Below are 24,059 nucleotides of genomic sequence, written 5' to 3'. Positions count from 1 at the left end.
CATGAGTGAGTGATGTTTTTAAGTTTCATAATGAATCAAGCCTGGTTGCAGTGATAAAGCTGATATCGGCGAAAATCGGCGTTTACGCATCCCATACGGAGCAAGCGGAATTAACGCTTCTTTACTGTCCTTACACCAGCCGCTGACGGGCAATCTTGCTCAGGTTAACATCGGCAGTCTGGATGAAACATCAAACCGGACACGCCGGGCGGCCTGCCCGTAGCGCTGTTATCAGGTTGACGACTTCATCCTGCACGGGCTGCCGCGAAAACGACAACATATTATGTGGATTGCTGGCGTAATGTCCGCATTGCAGAGGTGCCCATACTACGGCGCCATACTCCGGGCGCCACGCCATACTGGCGCTTGAAACTGCGATTGAAGGATTGCTGAGAGTCAAAGCCCAACGCGATCGCCACGTTCAAAATCGGTTCAGAGCTGTGCGTTAAGCGCTCGACCGATTTTTTCAGTTTTTGCGCGCGAATATACTCGCCGAGGGTATAGCCAGTATGTTCTTTGAATATCCGCTGGAGGTGCCATTTCGAATAACCCGCGCGCCGGGAAACGGTGCCAATGTCCAGACGGCTTTCAAGGTTGTTGTCGATCCAGTCGAGTAAATCGTGCATAAATGCGTCAGTGTTCATTTCGTTCCCCCACGCAGCTTAAAAGGTATCTTTATCTGTTGCATTTAAAGGTGGCCCGATTTTGCATTAATTGCAAGTTTTATTGTTGCATTTAAGACCTTGCCGGAATTGCGTCTTTTGCGCTGACCAAAATAGCACATAAAGTGTATTAATTATTGTTGCACTAAATTTAGCGCCTCCCTACAATCCCCGCGATAGTGTATTCGTAACTGTTACAGTTTTGTGGCGATGAACGACACAAATGGCCTGAAGCCAGACCGGACAAAGGAAGTGGCGCGGTGTCTTCTACTGCGTCTTGCCCGGCGGCTACAATTAGCGGAATAAAAATAATGAGCCTGCAAAAACCTTGGGTTAACTTTCATCTGCATGCGTTGGGAGTAATGTTACTTTCCGTACTGCTTGTCGGCTGCGATGACGGTGTCGCGCAGAACGCCGTGCCACAAGCTCCCGCCGTCAGCGCCGCTGATGTGGTCGTGAAATCCATCAGTCAGTGGGATAGCTTTAACGGTCGGATTGAAGCGGTGGAAAGTGTTCAGCTACGCCCCCGTGTCTCCGGCTACATTGATAAAGTGAATTACACCGACGGCCAGGAGGTGAAAAAGGGCGATGTGCTGTTCACTATCGATGACCGAACCTATCGTGCCGCGCTGGAACAGGCGCAGGCAACGTTAGCGAGAGCCAAAACGCAGGCCAGCCTGGCGCAAAGTGAGGCTGAGCGTACCAATAAATTAATCCATACCAATCTGGTATCCCGTGAAGAATGGGAGCAGCGCCGTTCGGCTGCCGTCCAGGCACAGGCCGACATTCGCGCAGCGCAGGCGGCGGTTGACGCGGCGCAACTTAATCTGGATTTCACCAAAGTCACCGCGCCTATCGATGGCCGCGCCAGCCGTGCGTTGATCACCAGCGGTAATCTGGTCACTGCCGGTGACAGCGCCAGCGTGCTCACCACGCTGGTCTCGCAGAAGACGGTTTACGTCTATTTTGACGTGGATGAGTCGACTTACCTCCACTATCAAAATCTTGCCCGCAGTGGGCAAGGGGCGTCCAGCAATCACCTGGCGCTACCGGTTGAGATTGGCCTTGTTGGCGAGGAGGGCTACCCTCACCAGGGGAAAGTGGATTTTCTTGATAATCAGTTAACGCCGAGTACCGGCACGATCCGTATGCGCGCGCTGTTGGATAACGCGCAGCGTCAGTTCACGCCGGGACTGTTTGCTCGCGTACGGCTGCCGGGTAGCGCTGAATTCAAAGCCACGCTGATTGACGACAAAGCGGTGCTGACCGATCAGGATCGCAAATATGTTTATATCGTTGATAAAGATGGTAAAGCGCAGCGTCGCGATATCACGCCGGGGCGTCTGGCTGCCGGTTTACGCATCGTGCAGCAAGGGTTGAAGCCGGGCGATAAAGTCATCGTCGATGGTTTACAAAAAGTGTTTATGCCGGGTATGCCGGTTAACGCGAAAACCGTTGCCATGACCGCCAGCACTGCCCTCAACTGATCCCTTATTTGAGAATCCGACACATGGACTTTTCCCGCTTTTTTATCGACAGGCCGATTTTCGCCGCAGTGCTGTCGATTCTAATTTTTGTCACCGGATTAATCGCTATCCCGCTGCTGCCGGTCAGCGAATATCCGGACGTCGTGCCGCCAAGCGTGCAGGTGCGTGCGGAGTATCCGGGTGCCAACCCGAAAGTGATTGCAGAGACCGTGGCGACGCCGCTGGAAGAAGCGATCAATGGCGTTGAAAACATGATGTACATGAAATCCGTTGCAGGCTCCGACGGCGTACTGGTGACCACCGTTACTTTCCGTCCGGGTACGGATCCCGATCAGGCGCAGGTTCAGGTACAAAACCGGGTATCACAGGCTGAGGCGCGTTTGCCGGAAGATGTAAGGCGTTTGGGCATTACCACCCAGAAACAATCGCCGACGCTGACGCTGGTGGTGCATCTGTTTTCGCCCGGCGGTAAATACGATTCACTGTATATGCGTAACTACGCCACGCTCAAAGTGAAGGATGAACTGGCGCGTCTGCCCGGTGTCGGCCAAATTCAGATTTTTGGTTCGGGCGAATACGCGATGCGCATCTGGCTGGATCCCGATAAGGTCGCGGCGCGCGGATTGACTGCTTCGGATGTGGTCACGGCGATGCAGGAGCAAAACGTACAGGTTTCCGCCGGGCAGCTTGGTGCTGAGCCGCTGCCGAAAGAGAGCGATTTCCTGATCTCCATTAACGCTCAGGGTCGCCTGCACACCGAAGAAGAGTTTGGCAATATTATTCTGAAAACGGCGCAAGACGGCTCGCTGGTACGCCTGCGCGACGTGGCGCGTATAGAAATGGGGTCTGGCAGCTATGCACTGCGTTCCCAGCTTAACAATAAAGACGCAGTCGGGATTGGTATCTTCCAGTCTCCGGGGGCGAACGCCATCGATTTGTCTAACGCGGTGCGCGCCAAAATGGACGAACTGGCCACGCGTTTCCCGGAAGATATGAAATGGGCGGCACCTTACGATCCTACGGTGTTTGTTCGCGATTCGATTCGCGCGGTCGTGCAAACATTGCTGGAAGCGGTGGTGCTGGTTGTACTGGTGGTGATCCTGTTTCTGCAAACCTGGCGCGCGTCGATTATTCCATTGATCGCGGTGCCGGTATCGGTTGTGGGTACGTTCAGTATTCTCTACCTGCTTGGTTTTTCACTTAACACCCTGAGTTTGTTCGGGCTGGTGTTGGCTATTGGTATCGTGGTGGATGATGCCATCGTGGTGGTGGAAAACGTTGAGCGCAATATCGAAGAGGGACTGGCTCCCCTTCAGGCAGCGCATCAGGCGATGCGTGAAGTATCCGGGCCGATTATCGCGATTGCGCTGGTGCTCTGTGCAGTGTTCGTACCGATGGCGTTTCTTTCCGGGGTAACCGGTCAGTTTTACAAACAGTTTGCGGTGACGATCGCGATTTCAACAGTGATCTCCGCCATCAACTCGCTGACGCTCTCGCCAGCGCTGGCGGCCATGCTGTTAAAGCCGCACGGCGCACAGAAAGACTTCCCTACCAGGCTGATTGATCGTCTGTTCGGTTGGCTTTTCCGTCCGTTTAACCGCTTTTTCCACCGTAGCTCGAACCGCTATCAGGGGCTGGTTGGCAAAACGCTTGGACGACGGGGTGCGGTGTTTGTTGTGTATGTGCTGCTGCTCTGTGCCGCTGGCGTCATGTTTAAAGCCGTACCCGGCGGGTTTATTCCCACGCAGGATAAGCTCTATTTAATTGGCGGTGTGAAAATGCCGGAAGGCTCTTCGCTGGCACGCACCGATGCGGTGATCCGCAAAATGAGCGAAATCGGCATGAACACCGAAGGGGTGGATTATGCGGTCGCCTTTCCTGGGCTTAATGCGTTGCAATTCACCAATACGCCGAATACCGGGACGGTCTTTTTTGGCCTGAAACCGTTTGACCAGCGTAAACATTCTGCGGCGGAGATTAACGCTGAGATCAACGCGAAAATTGCACAAATCCAGCAGGGCTTTGGCTTCTCTATTTTGCCGCCGCCGATTTTAGGGCTGGGTCAGGGGTCTGGTTATTCGCTGTACATACAGGATCGTGCTGGTCTTGGTTATGGTGCGTTGCAAAACGCGGTGAACATGATGTCCGGTGCGATTATGCAGACGCCAGGGATGCATTTCCCTATCTCAACCTATCAGGCTAACGTTCCGCAGCTGGATGTGCAGGTCGATCGTGATAAGGCGAAAGCGCAGGGGGTGTCGCTGACCGATCTTTTCGGTACGCTGCAAACCTATCTGGGTTCGTCTTATGTGAATGATTTCAACCAGTTCGGGCGTACCTGGCGTGTGATGGCGCAGGCAGACGGACCGTTCCGCGACAGCGTGGAAGATATTGCTAATCTGCGCACCCGTAATAATCAGGGTGAAATGGTGCCGATCGGCAGTATGGTGAAGATCACGACGACGTACGGGCCGGATCCGGTGATTCGCTACAATGGTTATCCGGCAGCGGATCTCATTGGCGACGCGGATCCTCGCATACTCTCTTCTTCGCAGGCGATGACGCAACTGGACAAAATGTCGAAGCAAATACTGCCGAATGGGATGAATATTGAGTGGACGGATTTGAGCTTCCAGCAGGCCACTCAGGGCAATACGGCACTGATTGTCTTCCCGGTTGCGGTTCTGCTGGCTTTCCTGGTGCTGGCAGCGCTGTATGAAAGCTGGACCCTGCCGCTGGCGGTGATCCTTATCGTACCGATGACGATGCTGTCCGCGCTGTTTGGCGTCTGGCTGACCGGTGGGGATAACAACGTGTTCGTGCAGGTCGGTCTGGTGGTTCTCATGGGACTGGCCTGTAAAAACGCGATTCTTATCGTTGAGTTTGCCCGCGAGCTGGAAATTCAGGGGAAAGGTATCATGGAAGCGGCGCTGGAGGCGTGTCGCCTGCGTTTACGCCCGATTGTGATGACCTCCATTGCGTTTATTGCCGGGACCATTCCGCTGATCCTCGGCCACGGCGCGGGGGCAGAAGTGCGCGGCGTCACCGGGATCACGGTGTTCTCCGGTATGCTGGGCGTGACGCTGTTTGGTCTGTTCCTGACACCGGTGTTTTACGTTACGCTGCGTAAACTTGTTACGCGTGACAAATCAGCAAGGGACGTTTTGCCTGCCTGAGTTGTTGCAGATAACAAAAAACCGCCTTCACAGAGAAGGCGGTTTTTTTTGTCATCAGAAAAGAATCAAAGCGCTTTTTTATGCTGGGCAACAATGTCAGGCACCAGATCGAACCCGCTGGTATTGGCTTTTTGGACTTCCGCCAGCGCGCTTGCCACGGTATGGCGAGCTAACACCTCTAACGAAGCCTGCTCTGCTTCATCGGCGATAGATTTGAAGTACCAGCACGCGTTGGCACTGACCACGCAGCGAGCCGGTATATCGGGACGCGACGCCCACAGCTTTTTATCTTCGGTGACGGAAACATAAATATCGCGCAGAGTGATCTTTTCCGCCGGGCGACCAAGGTGAATAGAACCGTTGCGGCCAAGCGTTGAGACGATAATGCCGTCACGCGTGAGTGGAACCATTAATTTGCGGATAAAGCTCGGATTCGCTTCCAAACCGTAGGCCAGAATCGCACTTGTCGAACGTTCACCCAATTGCTCCGCCATCGCTACGCTGAGTACCATCTGCAAAGCTGTCGGGAAGCGGTAATCTAACATTTCATTGTCCTGGGTTGCGGTGAATCTTGTTCTTTTTGGCACCGCAGAGGTGAATAATCAATGAGCAATAATATAACAAATACGGCAATTTTTTTGAAGAAGTCTACGGGTGACCTGACTCGTAAAAATAAGTTTCCGGTGTGCACAAAAGGCAACGCTGATCTCACATTCAATGTGGGCTGACGCCTGATCGGTAGACGATCCTGGCCATTCAGCAGATGTTCGTAAGACGTTAGGGGCGGTATTCGGAAAGCATTTTGGAAGGGGCCCGAACGGGGATACTCTCCGGCGGGCTGGGTTCAAAAACCGTGTTTTCGTTCAGGCGGACGTGTGGTTTGGGAAGTTAACCGTAACCATGAGCCCACCTTCGGCAGAGGTACTCAGGCTTACGCTGCTGTTGTGTTGCTGCGCAACCGCGTTGACAATTGCAAGCCCCAATCCACTCCCGCTTTGCACCTGATTGGGATCGCGAAAAAATCTGTCGAACACCCGCTCCCTCAATTCAACGGGAATGCCTGGCCCCGCGTCTGAGACACATAGCTGAGTGGATGCATCAGATGATCGTACCTCTACCACAACCCGTCCGCCCTCAGGACTGTATTTCACGGCATTTTCAATGACGTTGTCGATCAGCGACATCAGGCGTTCCCTGACACCGGTAATCCAGATTTCATCATGAGAGTAGAATTCGAGCTCGATACTACGTTCAGCCGCCAGCGGTGCCAGTGCAGCCATTCGCTCTTGTATGAGCGTCGTCAGCGGCACCGGCGCCATAACCGTGTCTGTACGCGCTTCGCTGTGCATCAGCAGCAGCAACTGATTGACGAGACGAGCCGCACGGCTATTGCTGCGAATAATCCCTGCAAGTAACTCCTGTTGGCTATCGCTGTTTATATAGGCTTGCAAGGCCTCAACATTGATGCGCATCGCCGCCAGGGGAGTACGCAGTTCGTGAGCGGCATCGGCTATGAAAACCCGTTCCCTTTCCGTGCTTTCTCGCACTCTGGTGAGGAATCCATTAACCGCATCGACCATTTGGCGAAGCTCCCTGTGTTTTGGCACTTCTTTTAAGGGCGAGAGATCTTCTGGCGTTCGGAAGGCAATTTCAGTGACGACCTTGTTCCAGGGACGCATGGCAATGCGGATAGACAGCCACGCGGGAAACAAAAGAAAAGGAATGCACACCAACAGCGGTAATACGTAGTAGCCACGCGAGTTCAGGTAAATAAAGAAGTTCCAGCCTCCGGCAGGGGTGATAAGTGTTACCTCCACATCGGCGTTTTCGGATTTGAGGGTACGGCTAGTCCAGCTACGACCTTCACTCTGAATCGTCTGGATTTTCCCATACCTGGTGTTTGTCACGCCTGTTGGGGCGCCATCAGATGCATAAATAATCTCTTTATTTTTCCGAACGATCAGGCTGATTGACAGTTCCGGATCTTCACTTCCGCCATAATCTTCCCGCAAGGCCTTGCTGAACGCGTCCAGAACATCAGTGCGCTTCTGCGGGCTATCGTCCATACGATCGATCATTGTAAAAATGGTTTCGTAAGTCTTACTGCCCGTTAGTATCGGGGGACTGCGCAAGTCCTCCCACAAAACGTAGGTCAGAAAAAGACACCAAAGCAGTGTAAGCAGTACCATTTGCGCGATCATCACTCGCCGCACGAGCGTTGGCGTTCTCAGGTGGTGCCAAACATTGCGCATCAACCCGCTCCTTTCTGGATCGGTACGGTATCAATGACATACCCTACGCCCCGCACCGTGCGTACATAGCCGTCGCCAATTTTGCGACGCAAATTACCCATATGCACATCGAGCGCATTACTCATGTTTTCTTTTGCGCCGAAGATCTTTTCTTCCAGAAAACGGCGTGTCAGCACGCGGTCAGCACGCAACATTAACGTTTCAAGCAGCGCGTATTCACTGGCCGTCAAATCGACATGACCTGCACCCACGGTTACGCGACGAGTCGGCACATGGAGAGAGAGGCCGCGGATTTCTATCGCCTCATCCTGAAAACCGTAACTGCGGCGTGCAAGGGCTCTCACCCTTGCTAACAACTCGGCGAGCACAAAAGGTTTAACGAGATAGTCGTCTGCACCAGCATCCAGGCCACTGAGGCGATCTTGCAACGTGCCTCGCGCGGTCAGGATGATGACCGGGATACCCTTGCACTGCTGACGCAAGCACGCCATCAGGCTCATGCCATCGCCGTCGGGCAGTCCGAGGTCGAGCAGCACAAGTTCTGGCACGCAAGCGTCAAGCTGATGCAGCGCATCCTCTTTTCGGCGAACCCATATGACGTCAAATCCTTGATCTGAAAGAGCAATACGCACGCCATTGCCGAGATCCAGGTCGTCTTCGATTAGGAGAATTTTCACAATGGTTACTGTATCAACGGTGAATGAAGAACGTCTGAAGAAAAAATCGATATCAGGAAATCTATCAGGTTTGGGGCACCTGTACTTGCTTCATGCTTTCTTCATTTTTGGCTCATGAGAACTTTAGGGGGAGCATTCAAACTGAGCGTTCTGGTGTTTAAAAACCGTTTATATCGTAATCAGTTGAATCCACAAGGACTTCTTTAATGAGAAACATCGAACTGCGTCATAAGTTTCCCCCCTCACTCTCGGGTCGCAACCTGAAAAAAGTAGTGCCGGGCATTATTCTGGCGTTGCTGGCCACCCCGACCCTGGCGGCAGAACAGCAACAAGGCAACGCGTTAACCCTCGGGGGGGTGTGGATGTTGCGCCACGCTATTCTGGTTCGGATAAAAGCCGCGCCACAACGGCCCTGGTGCTTGATTACTCGATGGCAAATGGTTTCTTCATCAGCAGTACGCGGGGTATCGGTTACGGCAACAATATCGGTAAGCTGGATTACAGCGCTGCGCTGAGTTATCGCGCAGGCCGTAAGGATCGTAACGTGGACAGCGACTCAGTCAGCTACGGCAGCGATGAGTTGCGGGGGATGGGTGACGTCAAAGGCTCAGCGATTGGTGTACCCGGGTTAGGGTACCGGGTGACCGACTGGCTTAATGTGCAATTGCAGGCGGAGGTGCCGATTTCTGAGCGAAGCAACGGTACGGCGCTGCATTTTGGCATTACCAGCCCGCTGTATACGTCACCCAAAAATTCCGTGACACTGGCGCTGACCGGCAGTTGGGGGACGAGCCAGTACATGCAGACTTACTACGGCGTAAGCGCATCACAGTCGGCCGCATCGGGGTTTGCTCAATATGATGCCAGATCGGGAATTTATGCCTATAACATGAATATTGACTGGACGTACAAGCTCACCCCAGACTGGAGCGTGGTTACTGCAGCAGGCTATACGCAGTTGACCGGGGACGCACGCAACAGCCCGATTGTGCAACGAAAATCATCGCCCACCGGAAGCCTGAAAGTGACATATCGCTTCTGAGCGCTTTTTTGCGTGTCCTTCCCGGCTGCGTGTGGCGATGCACGGTCAATAAATACGCATACGCTCCGCCCCGATTCAGATGACGGGGCGGTACTTTGCTCGCTCACTTTTTCCAGGACAATCAAAAAATTACGTCGTCTGACGTTCAGGATACGTCATGCTCTCCTGGAGCGTAAAAAACGCCGTCATCCGGTTTCGGTCATGCTTGCAATGCGCTGTATGATAAATCCTGACCCAAAAAAACCTGACGAATGCGCGTCAGGCTAAAGGCCACATTATCGCTTTTCTGCTGTTAAGCCATAAGGAAAAGCGATTTTTCGGTATAACACGCCTGTTTGTTAAATTTCACACCCTAGCTGCTTAACAACGTGACAGAGCTTTCGGGCGCCATTAAAATTCAAATGATCCGAATCGTAATAATCTTCAGGCGTGAATGCTTCATGTGTCGATAAATCAGTCATGAATACATTCTGGCCATCAGTAATACTTTCGATATACTCCAGCGTTTCATTTTTTAGGTTTTTATCAAAGTTTTCAACGTAAAAGTCAGTGAACGGCATAACGATAAAATTAATGGTAGAGTTCGTTTCTTTAATTAACTCTATCATGGAGGAAATGACCTCTTTATTATTTTCAAAACTATGCTTTCTTGTATAAGCCTTTGATAGTTCTGATGTACGTGTCAGGATGTCTGCTGATGAATATGAAAAGTCAGTGCGATAGTTTCTCTCATTTATAAAATCGACAGATTTTTTTACAATCGGCTCATCAAGCAACAGACTACTGAGTCTCGATAATTCCTCATCATTATAAAACTTAAGGTGAGTTTTTCTCTCGTAGATATGCCTGATGAGCAAATCAAGTGGGCTCAGAATATGTTGGCTAGTTGAACTACTATTGGAGTTATCGACTTTATTCCTGAAATTGTATTCAATATCCTGGCTTTTGCAGAAGTAGCGAGCAATAGGGAACGTTGGGGCAGCGCCCATTGATAACTCATAAAAAGCATCATAAAGACCGATGCAGAGAATGAAATTTCGTATATGTGTTGTTTCTGTTATTTTCTTAATCAGGCTGTACGATAAAGTAAAATCACCGGAGAAGATAGAGAGGTTTACTGATTTATCTAATAGCTCATCAGGGAATCCCTGGTATGCATAGGATGATCCAAGTATCACACTCTGTACATTTGGATCGCTGATGATTTTTTTATAACGAGCATTAAGAAGAGGTATGAATCCAATATCCATACTATAAAGACTGGTATTCTTCTCTGGAAATTGCAGGATGGTTAGCGCGTCAGGGAATTCTATATTATTTTTTTTGATGAAGTTAAACCCTGTGGAATCTGTGACGATCAGGGGAATAAACGTATCGTCACTCTGGTTTAGCTGGATGCTTTCCGGGGCTGTGTCCAGATTGATTTCGAATGCGGTTACTTTTTCCATATTAGATGGAAGGAAAAGCGCGTTTTGCTGGTAGGAGTCCCAATCTCTTCCGACGAAGAAAACATGACACGGTTGTATTGAAAAATAGTATATAAAAAAATCAGTTAAGTGAGAGAGTAAGTTTTCAACATCGTCTGGTGTGACATTTTTCCCAGCACAGTAAATCAGTTGATTAATAAATGTTGTGGTATTCTCATCATCATTTAATAGATGACTATTTGCAATAAATAAATCCTTCAACTCATCCACGACGGAATCATTTTCAATCCAACTGAGTTTTTGTGCAAGGACGTGCATATTTTTTAGAAAAAGAACTCTGTTATTCATTTTACTTTCCCTGGTTCATAGTAAAAAATAATACAACAATAACAAGCGCATTTTTTTAGTTAATCGCGAAGTATACAGGAGGCGAATAGATATGGATATATTAAAGGATGTATTTGAGGCGGATTGAAAAAGGCAATTTTTAGTATTTTTAGCGCTCTATTCAACCGATTGAAGTACGTATCGGGCTGATATACTACAAAGGGTTGTCGCATATTATTTGGCTAATTTGATGAGGGGTGGTTTTTTATAACTGACGGACTTTTCTGGCCAGGGACGAATGGAGATTCACCCGAACTGAGCGACATTATTCATCCTGCGGCACCTGCGGCACCTGCGGCACCTGCGGCACCTGCGGTTCGCGAGCGTGTTTCGTTTTAGCGCGCATTTTCATCAAGCGGAAAACTTTCCAATTGTCGTTTTCTGTGGGAGTATTTAGGAATCGATTATTTCCAAAATGGAGAGCATGATGCCTGAGACATTGCACAGTGCCCGTGAACGGGGACGCCCGCGACAGTTCGACCCGGATTCAGCGCTGGATCTTGCAATACCGGTATTTCGTGAAAAGGGTTACCACAGTGCGTCGATAACCGATCTAAGCGAGGCGATGCAGCTCACGGCCGGCAGTATCTATAAAGCCTTTCACGACAAGCGAAGCCTCTTCCTGCAAGTGTTTGCACGGTATACCTCGCTGCGCAATCAAACCCTGCGTCAGCGCCTGACACAGCAACCTGATGGGCGGGCAAAAATCGCCGAACTCCTGCGCTTCTATCTTGAGTCTGCCAGCGATATGGAGGGGCGACGCGGTTGTCTGGTTGTCGGGAGTGCCATTGAATTGGGGCTGCTTGACGACGGACTGGCCGGGTTGGTCCGCGCTGCACTTGAACGCAACCAACACACGATCCGCCAACTGATTGAGCAGGGAAAGCAGGATGGGTCTGTGCATCCACGACATGATGCACAAGCACTGAGCAGCGTCCTGATGTGTCTGGTGCTGGGTATGCGTGTGGCGGGTAAGAGCGGTGAGTTACCGGCACATGATCGTCTGGTAGCCACGGTCATGGCCCTACTCGACTAAAAATTTTAACCATAAAGGAAATGTTCATTTCCTAAATAACCGGAGTGATAAATGCCTGATCAATCAATTACACAACCCTGGTCGCAACCGGTCGATAATTTGCCCGGCTTTGCTCATTTCTACGCGGCAGTCGACGGTGTTCGCTTGCACTATGTCAGAGGCGGCAACCCGCATGGTGACGTGTTGCTGCTGCTGGCCGGCTTTCCGCAAAGCGCATATGCCTGGTACAAAGTGATGGCGCTGCTCGGCGATCGTTACGACCTCATCGCGCTTGATCTGCCCGGTCAGGGCGACTCAGACAAGCCTCTGGCTGGCTACGATACACAGACACTGGCCGGAAATGTCTATCGCTTTATGCAAACGCTCAAGATTGAAAGACATTACCTTGCCGCCCATGATGTCGGTGCCTGGGTCGCGTGGCCTTATGCCATGTGTTATAGCCAGCAGGTCATCAAATTGGCGCTGCTGGATGCCGGTATCCCGGGTATCACATTGCCGGATGCCTTACCTGCAACACCTGATAAAGCCTGGAAGACCTGGCACTTTGCTTTCCATGTGCTTCCCGATCTGCCGGAAGCGTTAATTAGCGGGCGTGAGGATGTTTACCTTGAATGGTTCCTGCGGCGCAAAACCGCCAGTCCGATGGCATTTAGCCATGAGGATATCGCAGAGTATGTGCGGTTAATGAGACAACGTGGTGCTCTTCGCGCAGGGTTAGCGCCTTATCGCGAGGCGGCAGTGTCAGCCGCCCAGAATCGGACGCGGTGCGGGCAGGGTAAATTGATGCTACCGCTCCTGGCAATTAGCGCTGAAGAGGGATCTATTCCTGATATGGCGACCCCGCTACATCAGTTTGCGGCGGTGGTAACGGGCATCACTATCCCGCAGAGTGGTCACTTTATCCCGGATGAACAGCCCAACGCACTGAGTGAGGCAATGGCGACATTTTTCCGGTAGGGGCAAACAGGCTCTTTTTCTGCGTCTGCGCGAGACCCTGACCTGCTCCCCATTGTTTTATTCGCCGGGATGTGGGTAAGGAGAGACGTAATATTGTGGCAGAAAGAGAGGGCTTTCTGCCACATGCAGTGGGTTAGTTTACTTTTGGAAAGTCCACCACGGTGTCATTTACACGGTTAATCATATTCGTGAACAGAATTGCACTGACGGCGCTGATCACTTCAACCACGTGTCGGTCGCTAAAGCCTGCTGCCAGAAAACGGCTGACGGTTTCTTCTGGTAAGGTGTTACGGGTCGTCACCAGTTTTTTCACAAATTTGACCAGCGCATCAAGATGCGGATCCTCCGGGTACTCTCCCCGACGTAATGCCTGAATCTGCTCAATACTGTAACCTGCCATTTTTCCGGTTAACGTATGCGCCGCCAGACAATAATCACATCCTGACACCTCACTCACCACAAGGTTAACGGCTTCAATTTCCTGTTTACTCAGCTGGCTTTTCGCCAGTGTGGCGTTGTGTTGCAATGCCTGACTCAGAATGTCGGGGGCGATCCCGATGGTCTGGTAGGCATTCGGGACTTTACCCATCGCCCGTTTAATGGCGTTAAAGAGTTCGGCTGTCTGACCCGTCGCATTGTCGGGGTGTACGGAAGTTAATCGGCTCATCATTTTTTCCTTTCAGTTTAAGGGTTTCGCCGTATCGGCGATGAGCACATAATAGGGCGCGGTGGGCTGACGTTCTGGCCGTATCGTCTCGACTTTTTGTCTTATCGTCTCAGGAGCCAGGGTGGACAACCTCAGTCGCTTGCTTTCCTTACTCGCGCCAGTATGTAACGTCAATCTCCACTGCCGTTTTACCGGGCGTTGGGACGCCGACCACCCGCAACAGGTCGCCGGTATTGTGCCCTGGCATGTCATTCTTCATGGTGAAACCCGGCTGGTTGTTGAAGGGAACACATTCGATGTTCGCGCGGGCGATATCGTTCTGTTCCCGCACGGATCGCCGCATTTATTGCAAAGCCTTGTGGACTGGGGGCAGGTCGTTCCCGCGCAGGTCAACAATAATGGCATCGTAACTGAAGTGTGGACGGAAGGGCCGGGGCCTGCGGTAGAGGTATTGTGCGGTGACTTTCATTTCGATCCGGGCTATCGCTGGATGTTCGCCGATGAAACAACGCTGATCCATCTCCGTACCGATGAGCGACACGATTGCCCCGAGCTGGAAGCGCTACTGGTAATGTTGGTACGCGAAAGTCTAAGCGGTTTGCCGGGCAGTGCGAGCATCGTTAAGGGGCTGGCAGATACGCTGCTTGCGTTGATCCTGCGTATTTTACTGTCGCGGCGCGAGCCTCCTGCCGGGGTATTGCGTTTGCTAAGCGATAAACGTCTTGCTCCTGCAGTATTGGCTGTCATCGCCGATCCGGCAGCGCCATGGACGATGGCATCAATGGCGCAACGCTGTTTTTTGTCCCGAGCCACCTTCGCCCGTCACTTTTCAAACAGCTACCATCAGACACCGCAGGCCTGGCTTAATCAACTGCGTATGATGTTGGCGGTGAGGCTACTTTCAGAAGCGCGAAACCTGATGATGGAGGGTGTGGCTGAGCAGTGCGGTTTTTTGTCGCTCTCCTCTTTCACGAAAGCGTTCAAAAAAACCTACGGTATCACGCCTGCTCAGTATCGTAGACGTGGGCATAGCCCCTTTTTCACCGGAACCTTGCCGGACGGCAACGATGAACAGGCGTAATGTTATCGTGCAAACTTGCATTTCCTTTCGGTGACACGCCGTTAGTCTGCGCTCGCGGAAAAGAATAATAACCCCACGTCCCCCTTGCAGAGTGAATACAGCACTATGGCTTAACGGCCTGCGCGTAGGGATTGAGGTGGAATGCCATACCCGCGAATAAACACCTCCCGCATATGCCGTCTGTCGCGAAAACCGGACTCACGAGCGATGGCATCCAGCGACAGGCGGCTTTGCTCAATCATGACGCGCGCGGCCTCAAGCCGCAGCCCTTCAATCGCTTTTGCCGGGGACTTGCCCGTCTCCTGACGAAAAAGACGGCTAAGCTGGCGGGGGCTGACATGCACCGCATCGGCCAGCATTTCCACTGTCAGGGTTTTGCGCAGATTGTTGCGGGCATATTCCAGCGCAGTTTGCAGACGATCTGAGCGAGGTGACAGGGCAAGCATTTCCGAATGCTGCGTTTGGCCGCCGGAGCGACGCTGATTCATCACCAGACGATGCGCCACCGTACGGGCAACGTCTGCACCGAGATCTTTCTCTACCATGCCGAGCGCCATGTCCAGCCCGGCGGTCATGCCTGCCGAGGTCCAGATAGTGTCATCAATAATAAAAATACGATCATCTTCGAGCCGAATAGTGGGGTGTTGTGAGACCAGACTGTGTGAGTGCGCCCAGTGCGTGGTGGCACGTTTTTGCTCCAGCAGTCCGGCCTGTGCCAGTACAAATGCGCCGGTGCAGATCCCGGCGATACGGCGTGCCTGGCTGGCGGTAGTTTGCAGAAAATTAACCACGCCGGGGCTGGCGGGTTCCTCCTGGGGAGACAGCACGCCTGCCACCAGCCAGGTATCCACCTGCGTTTCCTCGCTCAACTTCGCCGAATCTACACCAATACCGGAAGAAGAACGTACGGTACCGCCATGTTCGGAGTAAACCTCAGGTTGATAAAACGGGCGATCAGCGACCAGATTAGCAAACTCAAATACCGTCAGCGTAGACAGCGCCAGCATCTGAAAATGGTCGGCAATGATTAATCCTATTCGGTGCATCGCAACTCCTTTATGACAGACTAACCGCCTGATATTCCGCAGAGCGGGCGCGTAAACGCTCAGACGTCCACAGACTGGCCAATGCCAGCAGAAGGAACACGATTGAGCTTATCATTACTCCGTAAAAGCCCGACAGTGGATAAAGCCATGAGGCTACGGCCGAACCAAAACCAATACCGCAGAACATAAACGCACTGGTTAATGCCAGCGAAATTCCACGCGTTTCCGCCGTTGAGATCTCCACAATACGCCGCTGTTGAGTGGGCCATAACAGATCAGTGGAGAAGGCCCAGACCACCAGCAGGAGATACAACAATGACAGTTGAGCCGGTAGTAGCATGATCAGCAACATATCCGCCACCAGCAACGTCAGACCGACAACCAACAAGTGTTCCGCACTGTAGTGGCGTGCAGCACGGGCAACAAAAAGATTCCCCACAATACCCGCCGAGCCAATAACGGCCAGCGCGATGGAGACGGCCGGGGTATCACCCTGCCAGCGATCGCGGATCATCGGCGAGATAAAGGCGTACATGTCGTAAACGCCGGAGGTGATAAAAAAGACGACCAGAAAGGCGGCCAGTGATTTGCCTTGCTTGAGCACCATGCCGACCTGGCGTAAGCGGATATCAACACCGCTGACCACGTTGGGCACCAGCAGAAACACGCTACTGGCGGTGAGGACACTCATCAGCGCGATAAGCGTGAATAACATCCGCGCGCCCCAGACGGTGGCCAGCCATGCCGCCAGCGGAATACCGACCATACTGGCCATTGAGACGCCCAGCAGGATCATGGCAATGGCGCTGCCACGTTCTTCAGGAGCCACTAACTCTGCGCCGAGCGCAATCAGTACCGGACCGATCAGAGAGGCACCCAGCCCCATGACAATCCGCGAAGCCACCAGCACCTTATAGTCCGGAGCAATGGCAAAAGTCAGGGCGCCCAGGCTAAATACCAGCATGCCTGCCAGCACCTGTGTTCTGCGCATGAACTTGCCGAACATAACCTGTGCCAGCGGCGCGCCGAGCGCAAATGTCAGACCGAAAATAGAGAGCAGACGAGCACTTTGTGCATCGCTGATCCCCCACTCCTGAGAAATCGGGACCAGACTGCCCGCTACGGAAAGCGAACCGGTCGCCTGAATAAAATACGCCAGGCTAAGCGCCCATAGTGCGCGGCGTTGAGAGGTGGACAGGTGATTTTGCATTATCAACTCCAGAACGGGGGCAGTTACCTGCCCCAGAGCAGGTTACGCAACCGGGATCGGGTTATCCATCATTGACTGGTTGAAGGCATTCACCATCTCGTGTTCATTCAAACCCGGATTTGCACGCGCAGGCAGCACACTCTCTACAATCGCTTCAATGGCGTCTGTCGCCAGTTTGTCAAAGGTCTGCTGGATAAAATCGGCTAATGGCATCGCGCGGGAGTCACCGCTTTTGTAGATCAAATCGGTATCAACCCAAGGGGGTGAAATTTCAATGACCTTCACACCGGCATCGCGCAGTAAAAAACGCTGCGACAGGGTGTACGAGTGAATCGCCGCTTTGGTTGCTGAGTAGAGTGCATTGGTCACCAGGGGTAAAAAGGCCAGAATCGAACTGTTATTGATCAATACCGCGTCCGGTTGCTGCTTTAGGTGCTCAACAAAAGCTGAACTGACCCGAACAGTGCCCAACAGGTTGGTATCCAGTAAGGTGGTAGCCATCTCGTCGTCCAGTTCAGCGGAGGCGTTATCAAACGGCATAATGCCAGCGTTATTGATCACGACATTCAGCGCCGGATAGCGCAAGAGCACCTCTTTCGCCGCCGATTTAATGCTGGATGCATCGGTCACATCCAGCACCACGGAAGCCATCCCCGGATTTTCAGCCGTGACCGTGTCCAGAAGTGCCTTACGGCGGCCTGAAATGATCACCTGATTTCCCAGTTGATGAAATTTTTCCGCCATCGCGCGGCCAATCCCGGACGTGCCGCCAGTGATAAAAATAGTGTTGCCTGTCAGTTTCATACGGTTATTCCTGTTGGCTAAATAATTAGCGAGCCGGGCCGACGCGATAACGGTCGGCGGGTACGTTACGTGAAAGATGTGGAATCATGGCCTGACGACTGCTTTCCATCGCCTGCCAGTAAGCGTCGTTATGCAATGATGGGATGGTGACAAGTTCCCCGTTAAGAAAACCCGTTAGCGCGGCATCGACCAGGTCAGAAGCACTCATCACTATCGACTTATCGAGTTGTTCGAGGGGTAAGCCACCGTTATCCCAGAACGGTGTTGCTGTCGCGCCCGGCAGCACGGCCTGGATGTGAATGCCCTTTTCGGCGAGTTCGTGATGCAGTGATTGACTGAATGCCAATACAAAGGCTTTTGTACCGCCGTATACGCCGTTCAGCAGTTCCGGCGCGAGGCTGACAATCGAGGAGATATTGATGATGGCGCCCGTACCTCGCGCGACAAAACCTGGAACCACGCTATACGTCAGACGGGTCAGGGCGACGACATTGATATTAATCATCGCCTGCATCTCATCGACTTCGCTCAACAACAACGGCGTATGCGTACCCACACCGGCATTGTTCACCAGCAGTGTGATGCTGGCATCGTCACGCAGTTTTCGCTCCAGAGCGGCAAGCTGTTGGGCATCTCCAAGGTCGGCTGCCAGCACTTCCACATTACGGGCGGTGTCAGCAGTAATGTGGCTGGCCATCTGATTCAGGCGGTTATGATTGCGAGCGATAATGATCAGGTCGTAACCCATGCGCGCCAGTCGATTCGCGTAAATCGCACCGATACCGGAAGACGCACCTGTGATCACGGCGGTGCCTTTAGTGGGTTGTGTTGCGAGATTCATTGCAGACTCCTTTCGATCACGATTGATTCAATGAGAGAATCATAAGTGAGAAAGAAGTGTCTTAAATGACGATTATGGTAGTCATTTAAGACATTATATGTCTCACTTCGCATGACCGTCAGGAGTGAAAATACCTCCCGGATCCCGTGCCATTTTCCGCAGAAGAGGGTTTTAACGGCTCCTGGAGGTGTCAGGATAGTTAACGTTTTCAGTTGATTAGGCTTGCTGACGCTTAACGATAACCCGACCTCCACGTCTTACGCTTCACACTTTATTGGCTACAATGCCTCCAGGGCTGCGCTGGATATGTTTACTGTTCAACCGAGCGAAGCGTTGAGGGACACCGGTATAAAAGGCAACGCTGTCAGCCCGAAGTTTGTAAAAACGGACCTGACGGGTTACGGGGTAATGACGCCAGCGGAGGGGGCGCGGCGGCCGGTTAAATATGCTCTGGAAGGGGATGAGTCCGGTGCGTTTATAGAGCCTGACGGCAGAACCCCCAGGTGAGCAGGGAGCCGGAAACGGCTCAGTGCTGAACGCTGTTTCTGGCTCACTTTTCTCTCCTTCCGGAATCTGCTTTCGGAGCAAAGCAGGCAGTCTACACCGACACGACGCCAGTTCCCGGTCAGGTATTTCAGTTGGCGGATGCCGTTGGCCTGATGGTTATTTCGGTTGTATCAACACTCTCTGGAGCGTCAATAATCTGCCGAACGGCGCGGGCAATATCCGCAGGTTTAAGTGCCACAGAACGGTACACATCCATCGCCGCTTTGGTTTCCGTATGGGTAATGGTTGAGGCCAGCTCACTCTCCACCACGCCAGGGTTGACGCAAGTCACGCGAATAGTCGAACTTTCCTGACGTAAACCATCCGAAATCGCTCGTACGGCGAATTTTGAGGCGCAATAGACGGCAGCGGTTGGCACCACAGTCAGGGCACCGATAGATCCTATATTGATTATCTGACCGGAGCCCTGGGCTTCCATGACAGGAAGAACAGCACCAATCCCCCAGAGCACCCCCTTAATATTCACGTCAATAATGCGTTCCCACTCATCCTGTTTGCCCGCTGCAAGCGGAGAAAGTGGCATGACACCCGCATTGTTGATCAGCACGTCGATCCGACCCCATTGATCAAGCGCTGCCTGCACGAAGCCCGCCATCGACAGGCGACTGGTGACATCTAACTCCCGCGCCAGGGCAATCCCCCCTGCGCTGCGTATTTCTGTGGCAATGGCTTCAATACGTTCCAGCCTGCGCGCCCCTAATAACACCTTCGCGCCGGCATTTCCAAGCTCTCTGGCCATACCTTCTCCAATCCCGCTGGATGCGCCGGTAATGACTATCACTTTATCCATAGCATGCTCCTCAGTTGAGTTCGAATCGATCATAGAACGTCGCGATTGTTTTCAGTATCCTGTCATTACTGGACTCACTGGTTAGCGGCATTAAACAATGAAAATCGATCTTAACCTTTTACCTGTTTTTCTCGCGGTGGCAGAAGAGCGTAATTTTAGTGCTGCCGCTGCTCGCCTGGATGTCACCCGATCGGCGGTCAGCCAGGGAATAAGGCGGCTTGAGGACGCATTCGGCACCATGCTGGTAATGCGAACGACTCGCTCAGTCACGCTGACGGAAGCGGGAGAACGTCTGCGTCAGTCCCTGTCATCACCGTTATCAAGTATTGACGCGGCGTTCGAAGACGTGGCGTCGGACACGCTGCCGCGAGGATGTCTGCGGATCGCAGTGACTTCGATAGCAGAAGCGTTTCTTTCCGGCCCGCTGATCGCCTCGTTTGCGGCAGCCAATCCCGCCGTGACGGTTGATATTGTCGTGACGGATGAAGAGTTTGATATTGTGGCCGCGGGTTATGATGCTGGCGTCAGACTTGGGGAGGTGATCGAAAAGGATATGATTGCCGTCCCGCTTACAGGAAAGCAACGTGAAATGGTGGTTGCCTCGCCCACGTATCTCGCGGCTAACAACACACCCGTACACCCGCGTGAATTGATCCATCACCGGTGTATTGGCTGGCGTCCTGCCAAAGATGTCGCCCCTTATCGCTGGGAATTTGAGGAGGCGGGAGAACCTTTCAACCTGGCGATTGAACCGCAGATCACAACGAACGATCTTCGCCTGATGTTGCGGCTTGCGCTCGCCGGTGGCGGAATTACCTTTGCCACAGAGGATACGTTCAGACCGTTTGTTGAAACAGGGCAACTTGTCTCATTGCTGGACGCGTTTCTTCCCTCTTTTCCGGGCTTCTATCTCTATTTTCCTCAACGCCGTAATATGGCACCCAAACTACGCGCTCTGGTCGACCATGTCAGGCAATGGCGGGAGCAGAATAGGTAATCGCCAGCGTTTGTTACGCGCCTCACGTTGATATTGAGCCTTGTGAGAGATTTGAGTATGGCTGTCCCTCAAGCGCGAACAGCAGAGGTTCGTGTTGACGGTTTCTGTCAGCGATTTGAGCGACAACGAGTGAATTTTCGCTATTGGCACATACAGACTGACCCGGTGGGATCAGACGATCCGCATGAGCGAGAAGGGATGTAATGCAAACGCACATCTGATTATCCTGCACACTCATTTTGTTTATAATTGACTGAAATTTAAGATATTTTAACAATATATTCTCTATCGCTTTCTCTCTTTTACCGTCTGTTTGCTGTGAAACGAGATGCGGGATCGAATAAGAAGCAAGGTTGACGCGTTTACACGGTAACCACCTCAAGGATTACCACTATGACCCGTATCATGCCCGTCATCGCTCTCGGATTTTTAATCACGCCATTTTCGTTATATGCCAGCCCTGCCAGCTACAGTATCAACACGCAGAAAACGACGATTGCCCTCGCCTGGCATGCATTTGGGGGGACCTCAGAAGCCAGCCTGGAAAAGGTGACGGGAAATATTACGCTGGATACCGGAAATGAACGTGGCGACCGGATAGACGTCACCATTCCGGTTGATACCCTTAAGGCGTCCAATACCCTGTTAACGTATCAGATGAAAAGCCACCTTTTTTTTGATGCTGCACACTACCCAAACATCGCATTCACAAGCAGTCGCGTGGTGGCTCTCGGAAAGGGACATTTTCGGGTATTCGGGACCCTGGCCGTGAAAAATGTCACACGCCCGGTGATCCTTGATGCCTCCCTGAAAAGTCAACATGGCGAACTCTCGGGTGCGGAGAATATTTTTCTGCATGCCTCGACCGCGATTTCGCGCTCAGCATTCAATATGGATAGCTTTGCCGCGCTGGTGGATGACACCGTGACGATCACGATTGAGATTCAGGCCCGCCCACACCAGGCCGTATAAATCCCCCTGGCAGCCAGTCAATCAGCATGCCGGTGCGTTTTTTTTTGCTATGCCAACGCCGCTTGCAACGTCAGTGCGTTTTGTTGCAATTGGTCGGCAGGGTTACGGCCGATCAACACAAACTGATAGCCTCTGGAATGCCACCAGACGAGGTTCATCGCATGGCGTTGTTCATGACGAAGTTCTGTGCTGGCAGGATGGCTGTCCGGTGAAATACAGAGCGCCATCGGGCCGTAATCGGCATGCATCCAGGCAATTTGCGCAATCGAGGTGCTGTCATAGCGCAGCATCCGCACCATTTTCAGCTCTGCGCCTTGCAGTACCAGTTGCTGTTCATTCGCCCGCAAACCTATGTCTTGTGCCGTACGCGCCAGCCCACGCTGCAACGCTGAGGGGGAACTGTCTGCATCCAGCAATGTTTCCGCACTGTACAGAGACATATACTGTGCCTCAAGGTCACGCATTTTTTCGCTTTCGCCCTGAACCCTGGTCGCGGGGCGCGCGAAATAGCCCAGCCCCGAACCTATAGCCAGAAAACTGAGTGAGGCCGCGATCAACGCGCGTCGACTGACGCCCGGTGCTTTGTGAAAAGGGGCAGGTTGGTGGGCCAGCACGTTAGCCAGTTGTTCCTCCATACGAGACTGCGGCGCATCCCCCAGGAGGGGCGCAAAGGCACGGGCAACGTCTGCCTGGTTGAGCCTTAACTCGTCGGTTCGTTCGGCCAGGTGTTTATCCTGGCCAAGCGCGATCGCAAAGCGCTCTGCATCACTGGCTGGCATTTCACCATCGAGCCAGGCGACTATCGCCTCATCGCTGTACGGTGCTGTAAATCTGATTGATTTCAATATCGTTTCTCCTGTACAGGGGGCGGCGTGTGAATCACCTGGGCGATTTTTGCCCTCGCCGTAGCCAGCCGGCTCATGATAGTGCCAATCGGTACAGACAATGTGTCTGCTGCCTCCTGATAGGTAAAACCTTCAACATAGACTAAGAACATGGCATTGCGCTGTGCTTCCGGCAGTGCGCTTACGCACTGCATGATTTTCGCATAGTGCAGGCGTGCTTCATCCTGTTCATGCGTATCCGGCGCCAGTAACTCATCGCTTTCAACGAACCCCTGTCCCAGGCGCACCCGGCGGGCACGCACATCTGAAATCCAGATGGAATGCAGGATAGTGAATAACCAACTGTCAATGCGTGTCCCAGGGGTGAACTGCGCGCTTTTTTCAAGCGCGCGAACACAGGTAGACTGAACCAGTTCTTCCGCCACCTCGCGGTTACGCGACAGAACCAGCCCATAGCGCCACAGGCGTGTCAGATGTTCAGCAAGATGCTGACGGACGTCACGGGTCGTAATCTTTTTATCCTCTTACCATGACTCAGGATTCAGGATGGCCGTCGATAGCTGCCTGCAGATCCCGGTACTCTTCACAACCATGGCCGCAAAGTGTCGCGATGGTGCGCAATTGCGCTTTTGCCAGGTCAGGACGCCCTTTTACCAGCCATGCTTCGCCCAGGTATTCGCGTGCTTTGGCATAGGCTGGATTGAGTGCTAATGAACGCTGATAATAGCCGATACCTTCATCAGTACGCCCCAGCTTACGCGTGGCATATCCCCGGTAATTCCAGGCTTCAGCCGTATTGCCATTTTTAAGTGTGTTGAGCAGGTTCAGCGCTGCCTGATACTCCCCTTTTTTTGCCAGGTGATAAGCATAACGGGTTTTATCTTCATCGCTGAGTTGGCTTGTTTTCGCCGGGACGCACTGTTTCGCCGTACTGTCATAAACCTGCCCGCTGGGGCAATCCGGTGTCTTGCTGTTGGTATTATTGTCACCCGCTGCGAAAACGGGCATGACAGGCAGCAGCATACATACCACCGGCAACAGAAGACGTCGCAGGATCGCGGATGCGTTTTGCAGGTCATGCAGGGCGGTGCTAACGCGTAGCTGTGTTAACGGTGATGTTTTTTCAGTCATAAACG

The 24,059-nt window shown here is 52.5% G+C and carries 22 protein-coding genes and 1 pseudogene; 9 read left to right on the top strand and 14 right to left on the bottom strand.

Annotated features, from left to right (window positions below; all coding sequences use genetic code 11):
- Positions 1 to 281: 281 nt before the first annotated feature.
- Positions 282 to 644: a helix-turn-helix domain-containing protein gene (locus GA0061071_RS14620; protein WP_061493372.1), complete on the bottom strand. Its 363-nt coding sequence runs from the start codon at positions 642 to 644 to the stop codon at positions 282 to 284.
- A 329-nt stretch (positions 645 to 973) separates the two neighbouring features.
- Between GA0061071_RS14620 and oqxA the strand changes: the two genes are divergently transcribed.
- Positions 974 to 2,149, top strand: coding sequence for a multidrug efflux RND transporter periplasmic adaptor subunit OqxA (oqxA, locus tag GA0061071_RS14615; protein WP_088237809.1), 1,176 nt, complete (start codon positions 974 to 976; stop codon positions 2,147 to 2,149).
- A gap of 23 nt (positions 2,150 to 2,172) precedes the next feature.
- Positions 2,173 to 5,325: a multidrug efflux RND transporter permease subunit OqxB gene (gene oqxB / locus GA0061071_RS14610; protein ID WP_061493374.1), complete on the top strand. Its 3,153-nt coding sequence runs from the start codon at positions 2,173 to 2,175 to the stop codon at positions 5,323 to 5,325.
- 65 nt (positions 5,326 to 5,390) lie between these two features.
- On the opposite strand, the gene oqxR is transcribed toward oqxB, so the two are convergent.
- From oqxR to GA0061071_RS14595, 3 genes are all read right to left on the bottom strand, one after another.
- A complete protein-coding gene (gene oqxR / locus GA0061071_RS14605; protein ID WP_061493375.1) occupies positions 5,391 to 5,870 on the bottom strand; it encodes an efflux pump transcriptional repressor OqxR in 480 nt (159 codons plus the stop codon).
- A 318-nt stretch (positions 5,871 to 6,188) separates the two neighbouring features.
- On the bottom strand, positions 6,189 to 7,577 hold the full coding sequence (locus GA0061071_RS14600; protein WP_061493376.1) for a sensor histidine kinase: 1,389 nt from the start codon (positions 7,575 to 7,577) through the stop codon (positions 6,189 to 6,191).
- On the bottom strand, positions 7,577 to 8,254 hold the full coding sequence (locus GA0061071_RS14595; RefSeq protein ID WP_061493377.1) for a response regulator: 678 nt from the start codon (positions 8,252 to 8,254) through the stop codon (positions 7,577 to 7,579). Before GA0061071_RS14595 ends, GA0061071_RS14600 begins: the two co-directional genes overlap by 1 nt.
- Before the next feature lie 206 nt (positions 8,255 to 8,460).
- Here GA0061071_RS14595 and GA0061071_RS14590 point away from each other — a divergent pair.
- Positions 8,461 to 9,296: pseudogene (locus GA0061071_RS14590) on the top strand (MipA/OmpV family protein).
- A 338-nt stretch (positions 9,297 to 9,634) separates the two neighbouring features.
- Here the strand turns inward: GA0061071_RS14590 and GA0061071_RS14585 are convergent.
- The gene (locus tag GA0061071_RS14585) at positions 9,635 to 11,071 is read right to left on the bottom strand and encodes a hypothetical protein (protein WP_088237810.1); all 1,437 of its coding nucleotides are present in this window, start codon (positions 11,069 to 11,071) and stop codon (positions 9,635 to 9,637) included.
- A 454-nt stretch (positions 11,072 to 11,525) separates the two neighbouring features.
- Here GA0061071_RS14585 and GA0061071_RS14580 point away from each other — a divergent pair, with 454 nt between their 5' ends.
- Positions 11,526 to 12,146: a TetR/AcrR family transcriptional regulator gene (locus GA0061071_RS14580; RefSeq protein WP_088237811.1), complete on the top strand. Its 621-nt coding sequence runs from the start codon at positions 11,526 to 11,528 to the stop codon at positions 12,144 to 12,146.
- Between the two features lie 51 nt (positions 12,147 to 12,197).
- Positions 12,198 to 13,103 carry an alpha/beta fold hydrolase gene (locus GA0061071_RS14575; protein WP_088237812.1) on the top strand — a complete coding sequence of 302 codons (906 nt, stop codon included), beginning with the start codon at positions 12,198 to 12,200 and terminating at the stop codon, positions 13,101 to 13,103.
- Positions 13,104 to 13,236: 133 nt separating this feature from the next.
- Here GA0061071_RS14575 and GA0061071_RS14570 read toward each other — a convergent pair whose 3' ends face one another.
- Positions 13,237 to 13,770: a carboxymuconolactone decarboxylase family protein gene (locus tag GA0061071_RS14570; RefSeq protein WP_061493382.1), complete on the bottom strand. Its 534-nt coding sequence runs from the start codon at positions 13,768 to 13,770 to the stop codon at positions 13,237 to 13,239.
- Positions 13,771 to 13,891: 121 nt separating this feature from the next.
- Between GA0061071_RS14570 and GA0061071_RS14565 the strand changes: the two genes are divergently transcribed.
- Positions 13,892 to 14,851, top strand: a complete 960-nt coding sequence (locus tag GA0061071_RS14565; RefSeq protein ID WP_088237813.1) for an AraC family transcriptional regulator — start codon at positions 13,892 to 13,894, stop codon at positions 14,849 to 14,851.
- A 110-nt stretch (positions 14,852 to 14,961) separates the two neighbouring features.
- On the opposite strand, the gene GA0061071_RS14560 is transcribed toward GA0061071_RS14565, so the two are convergent.
- The 4 genes from GA0061071_RS14560 to GA0061071_RS14545 are packed head-to-tail and all read right to left on the bottom strand — an operon-like array spanning position 14,962 to position 18,752.
- A complete protein-coding gene (locus GA0061071_RS14560) occupies positions 14,962 to 15,897 on the bottom strand; it encodes a GlxA family transcriptional regulator (protein ID WP_088237814.1) in 936 nt (311 codons plus the stop codon).
- Positions 15,898 to 15,907: 10 nt separating this feature from the next.
- Complete coding sequence (locus GA0061071_RS14555; protein WP_088237815.1) at positions 15,908 to 17,107, bottom strand: MFS transporter; 1,200 nt, start codon at positions 17,105 to 17,107, stop codon at positions 15,908 to 15,910.
- Positions 17,108 to 17,149: 42 nt separating this feature from the next.
- Positions 17,150 to 17,911 (bottom strand): SDR family oxidoreductase, encoded by a 762-nt coding sequence (locus GA0061071_RS14550; protein ID WP_061493386.1) that lies wholly within the window; start codon positions 17,909 to 17,911, stop codon positions 17,150 to 17,152.
- A 25-nt stretch (positions 17,912 to 17,936) separates the two neighbouring features.
- Positions 17,937 to 18,752, bottom strand: coding sequence for an SDR family NAD(P)-dependent oxidoreductase (locus GA0061071_RS14545; RefSeq protein WP_088237816.1), 816 nt, complete (start codon positions 18,750 to 18,752; stop codon positions 17,937 to 17,939).
- Positions 18,753 to 18,974: 222 nt separating this feature from the next.
- On the opposite strand from GA0061071_RS14545, the gene GA0061071_RS14540 reads away from it, so the two are divergent.
- Positions 18,975 to 19,259 (top strand): Rossmann-fold NAD(P)-binding domain-containing protein, encoded by a 285-nt coding sequence (locus GA0061071_RS14540; RefSeq protein WP_088237817.1) that lies wholly within the window; start codon positions 18,975 to 18,977, stop codon positions 19,257 to 19,259.
- Between the two features lie 127 nt (positions 19,260 to 19,386).
- Here GA0061071_RS14540 and GA0061071_RS14535 read toward each other — a convergent pair whose 3' ends face one another.
- Positions 19,387 to 20,109: an SDR family oxidoreductase gene (locus tag GA0061071_RS14535; protein ID WP_061493389.1), complete on the bottom strand. Its 723-nt coding sequence runs from the start codon at positions 20,107 to 20,109 to the stop codon at positions 19,387 to 19,389.
- Positions 20,110 to 20,206: 97 nt separating this feature from the next.
- Here GA0061071_RS14535 and GA0061071_RS14530 point away from each other — a divergent pair, with 97 nt between their 5' ends.
- Together GA0061071_RS14530 and GA0061071_RS14525 are read left to right on the top strand one after the other, a co-directional pair.
- Positions 20,207 to 21,106, top strand: coding sequence for a LysR family transcriptional regulator (locus tag GA0061071_RS14530; protein WP_061493390.1), 900 nt, complete (start codon positions 20,207 to 20,209; stop codon positions 21,104 to 21,106).
- Positions 21,107 to 21,499: 393 nt separating this feature from the next.
- A complete protein-coding gene (locus GA0061071_RS14525; protein WP_088237818.1) occupies positions 21,500 to 22,078 on the top strand; it encodes a YceI family protein in 579 nt (192 codons plus the stop codon).
- Positions 22,079 to 22,125: 47 nt separating this feature from the next.
- Here the strand turns inward: GA0061071_RS14525 and GA0061071_RS14520 are convergent, their stop codons facing one another.
- Genes GA0061071_RS14520 through GA0061071_RS14510 form a run of 3 tightly spaced genes read right to left on the bottom strand, consistent with a single transcriptional unit; the run spans position 22,126 to position 23,946 of the window.
- Complete coding sequence (locus GA0061071_RS14520; RefSeq protein WP_088237819.1) at positions 22,126 to 22,923, bottom strand: anti-sigma factor family protein; 798 nt, start codon at positions 22,921 to 22,923, stop codon at positions 22,126 to 22,128.
- On the bottom strand, positions 22,920 to 23,435 hold the full coding sequence (locus tag GA0061071_RS14515) for a sigma-70 family RNA polymerase sigma factor (protein ID WP_071889871.1): 516 nt from the start codon (positions 23,433 to 23,435) through the stop codon (positions 22,920 to 22,922). Before GA0061071_RS14515 ends, GA0061071_RS14520 begins: the two co-directional genes overlap by 4 nt.
- A gap of 22 nt (positions 23,436 to 23,457) precedes the next feature.
- Positions 23,458 to 23,946: a tetratricopeptide repeat protein gene (locus GA0061071_RS14510; protein WP_245191433.1), complete on the bottom strand. Its 489-nt coding sequence runs from the start codon at positions 23,944 to 23,946 to the stop codon at positions 23,458 to 23,460.
- Between the last annotated feature and the right edge of the window lie 113 nt (positions 23,947 to 24,059).

Origin of the sequence: Kosakonia oryzendophytica (assembly GCF_900094925.1) — a bacterium.
GTDB classification, from domain to species: Bacteria; Pseudomonadota; Gammaproteobacteria; order Enterobacterales; family Enterobacteriaceae; genus Kosakonia; species Kosakonia oryzendophytica.
Note: the sequence above shows the minus strand (reverse complement) of the source record. Positions and strands in the feature narration are given on the sequence as shown.

Bases quoted from the DNA above. Each gene is read 5' to 3' on its own strand.
- GA0061071_RS14535 (WP_061493389.1), bottom strand. From the start codon at position 20,109: ATGGATAAAGTGATAGTCATTACCGGCGCATCCAGCGGGATTGGAGAA.
- GA0061071_RS14560 (WP_088237814.1), bottom strand. From the start codon at position 15,897: ATGCACCGAATAGGATTAATCATTGCCGACCATTTTCAGATGCTGGCG.
- GA0061071_RS14620 (WP_061493372.1), bottom strand. From the start codon at position 644: ATGAACACTGACGCATTTATGCACGATTTACTCGACTGGATCGACAAC.
- GA0061071_RS14555 (WP_088237815.1), bottom strand. From the start codon at position 17,107: ATGCAAAATCACCTGTCCACCTCTCAACGCCGCGCACTATGGGCGCTT.
- GA0061071_RS14530 (WP_061493390.1), top strand. From the start codon at position 20,207: ATGAAAATCGATCTTAACCTTTTACCTGTTTTTCTCGCGGTGGCAGAA.
- GA0061071_RS14550 (WP_061493386.1), bottom strand. From the start codon at position 17,911: ATGAAACTGACAGGCAACACTATTTTTATCACTGGCGGCACGTCCGGG.
- oqxA (WP_088237809.1), top strand. From the start codon at position 974: ATGAGCCTGCAAAAACCTTGGGTTAACTTTCATCTGCATGCGTTGGGA.
- GA0061071_RS14585 (WP_088237810.1), bottom strand. From the start codon at position 11,071: ATGAATAACAGAGTTCTTTTTCTAAAAAATATGCACGTCCTTGCACAA.
- GA0061071_RS14600 (WP_061493376.1), bottom strand. From the start codon at position 7,577: ATGCGCAATGTTTGGCACCACCTGAGAACGCCAACGCTCGTGCGGCGA.
- oqxB (WP_061493374.1), top strand. From the start codon at position 2,173: ATGGACTTTTCCCGCTTTTTTATCGACAGGCCGATTTTCGCCGCAGTG.
- GA0061071_RS14545 (WP_088237816.1), bottom strand. From the start codon at position 18,752: ATGAATCTCGCAACACAACCCACTAAAGGCACCGCCGTGATCACAGGT.
- oqxR (WP_061493375.1), bottom strand. From the start codon at position 5,870: ATGTTAGATTACCGCTTCCCGACAGCTTTGCAGATGGTACTCAGCGTA.
- GA0061071_RS14580 (WP_088237811.1), top strand. From the start codon at position 11,526: ATGGAGAGCATGATGCCTGAGACATTGCACAGTGCCCGTGAACGGGGA.
- GA0061071_RS14510 (WP_245191433.1), bottom strand. From the start codon at position 23,946: ATGCTGCTGCCTGTCATGCCCGTTTTCGCAGCGGGTGACAATAATACC.
- GA0061071_RS14570 (WP_061493382.1), bottom strand. From the start codon at position 13,770: ATGAGCCGATTAACTTCCGTACACCCCGACAATGCGACGGGTCAGACA.
- GA0061071_RS14525 (WP_088237818.1), top strand. From the start codon at position 21,500: ATGACCCGTATCATGCCCGTCATCGCTCTCGGATTTTTAATCACGCCA.
- GA0061071_RS14575 (WP_088237812.1), top strand. From the start codon at position 12,198: ATGCCTGATCAATCAATTACACAACCCTGGTCGCAACCGGTCGATAAT.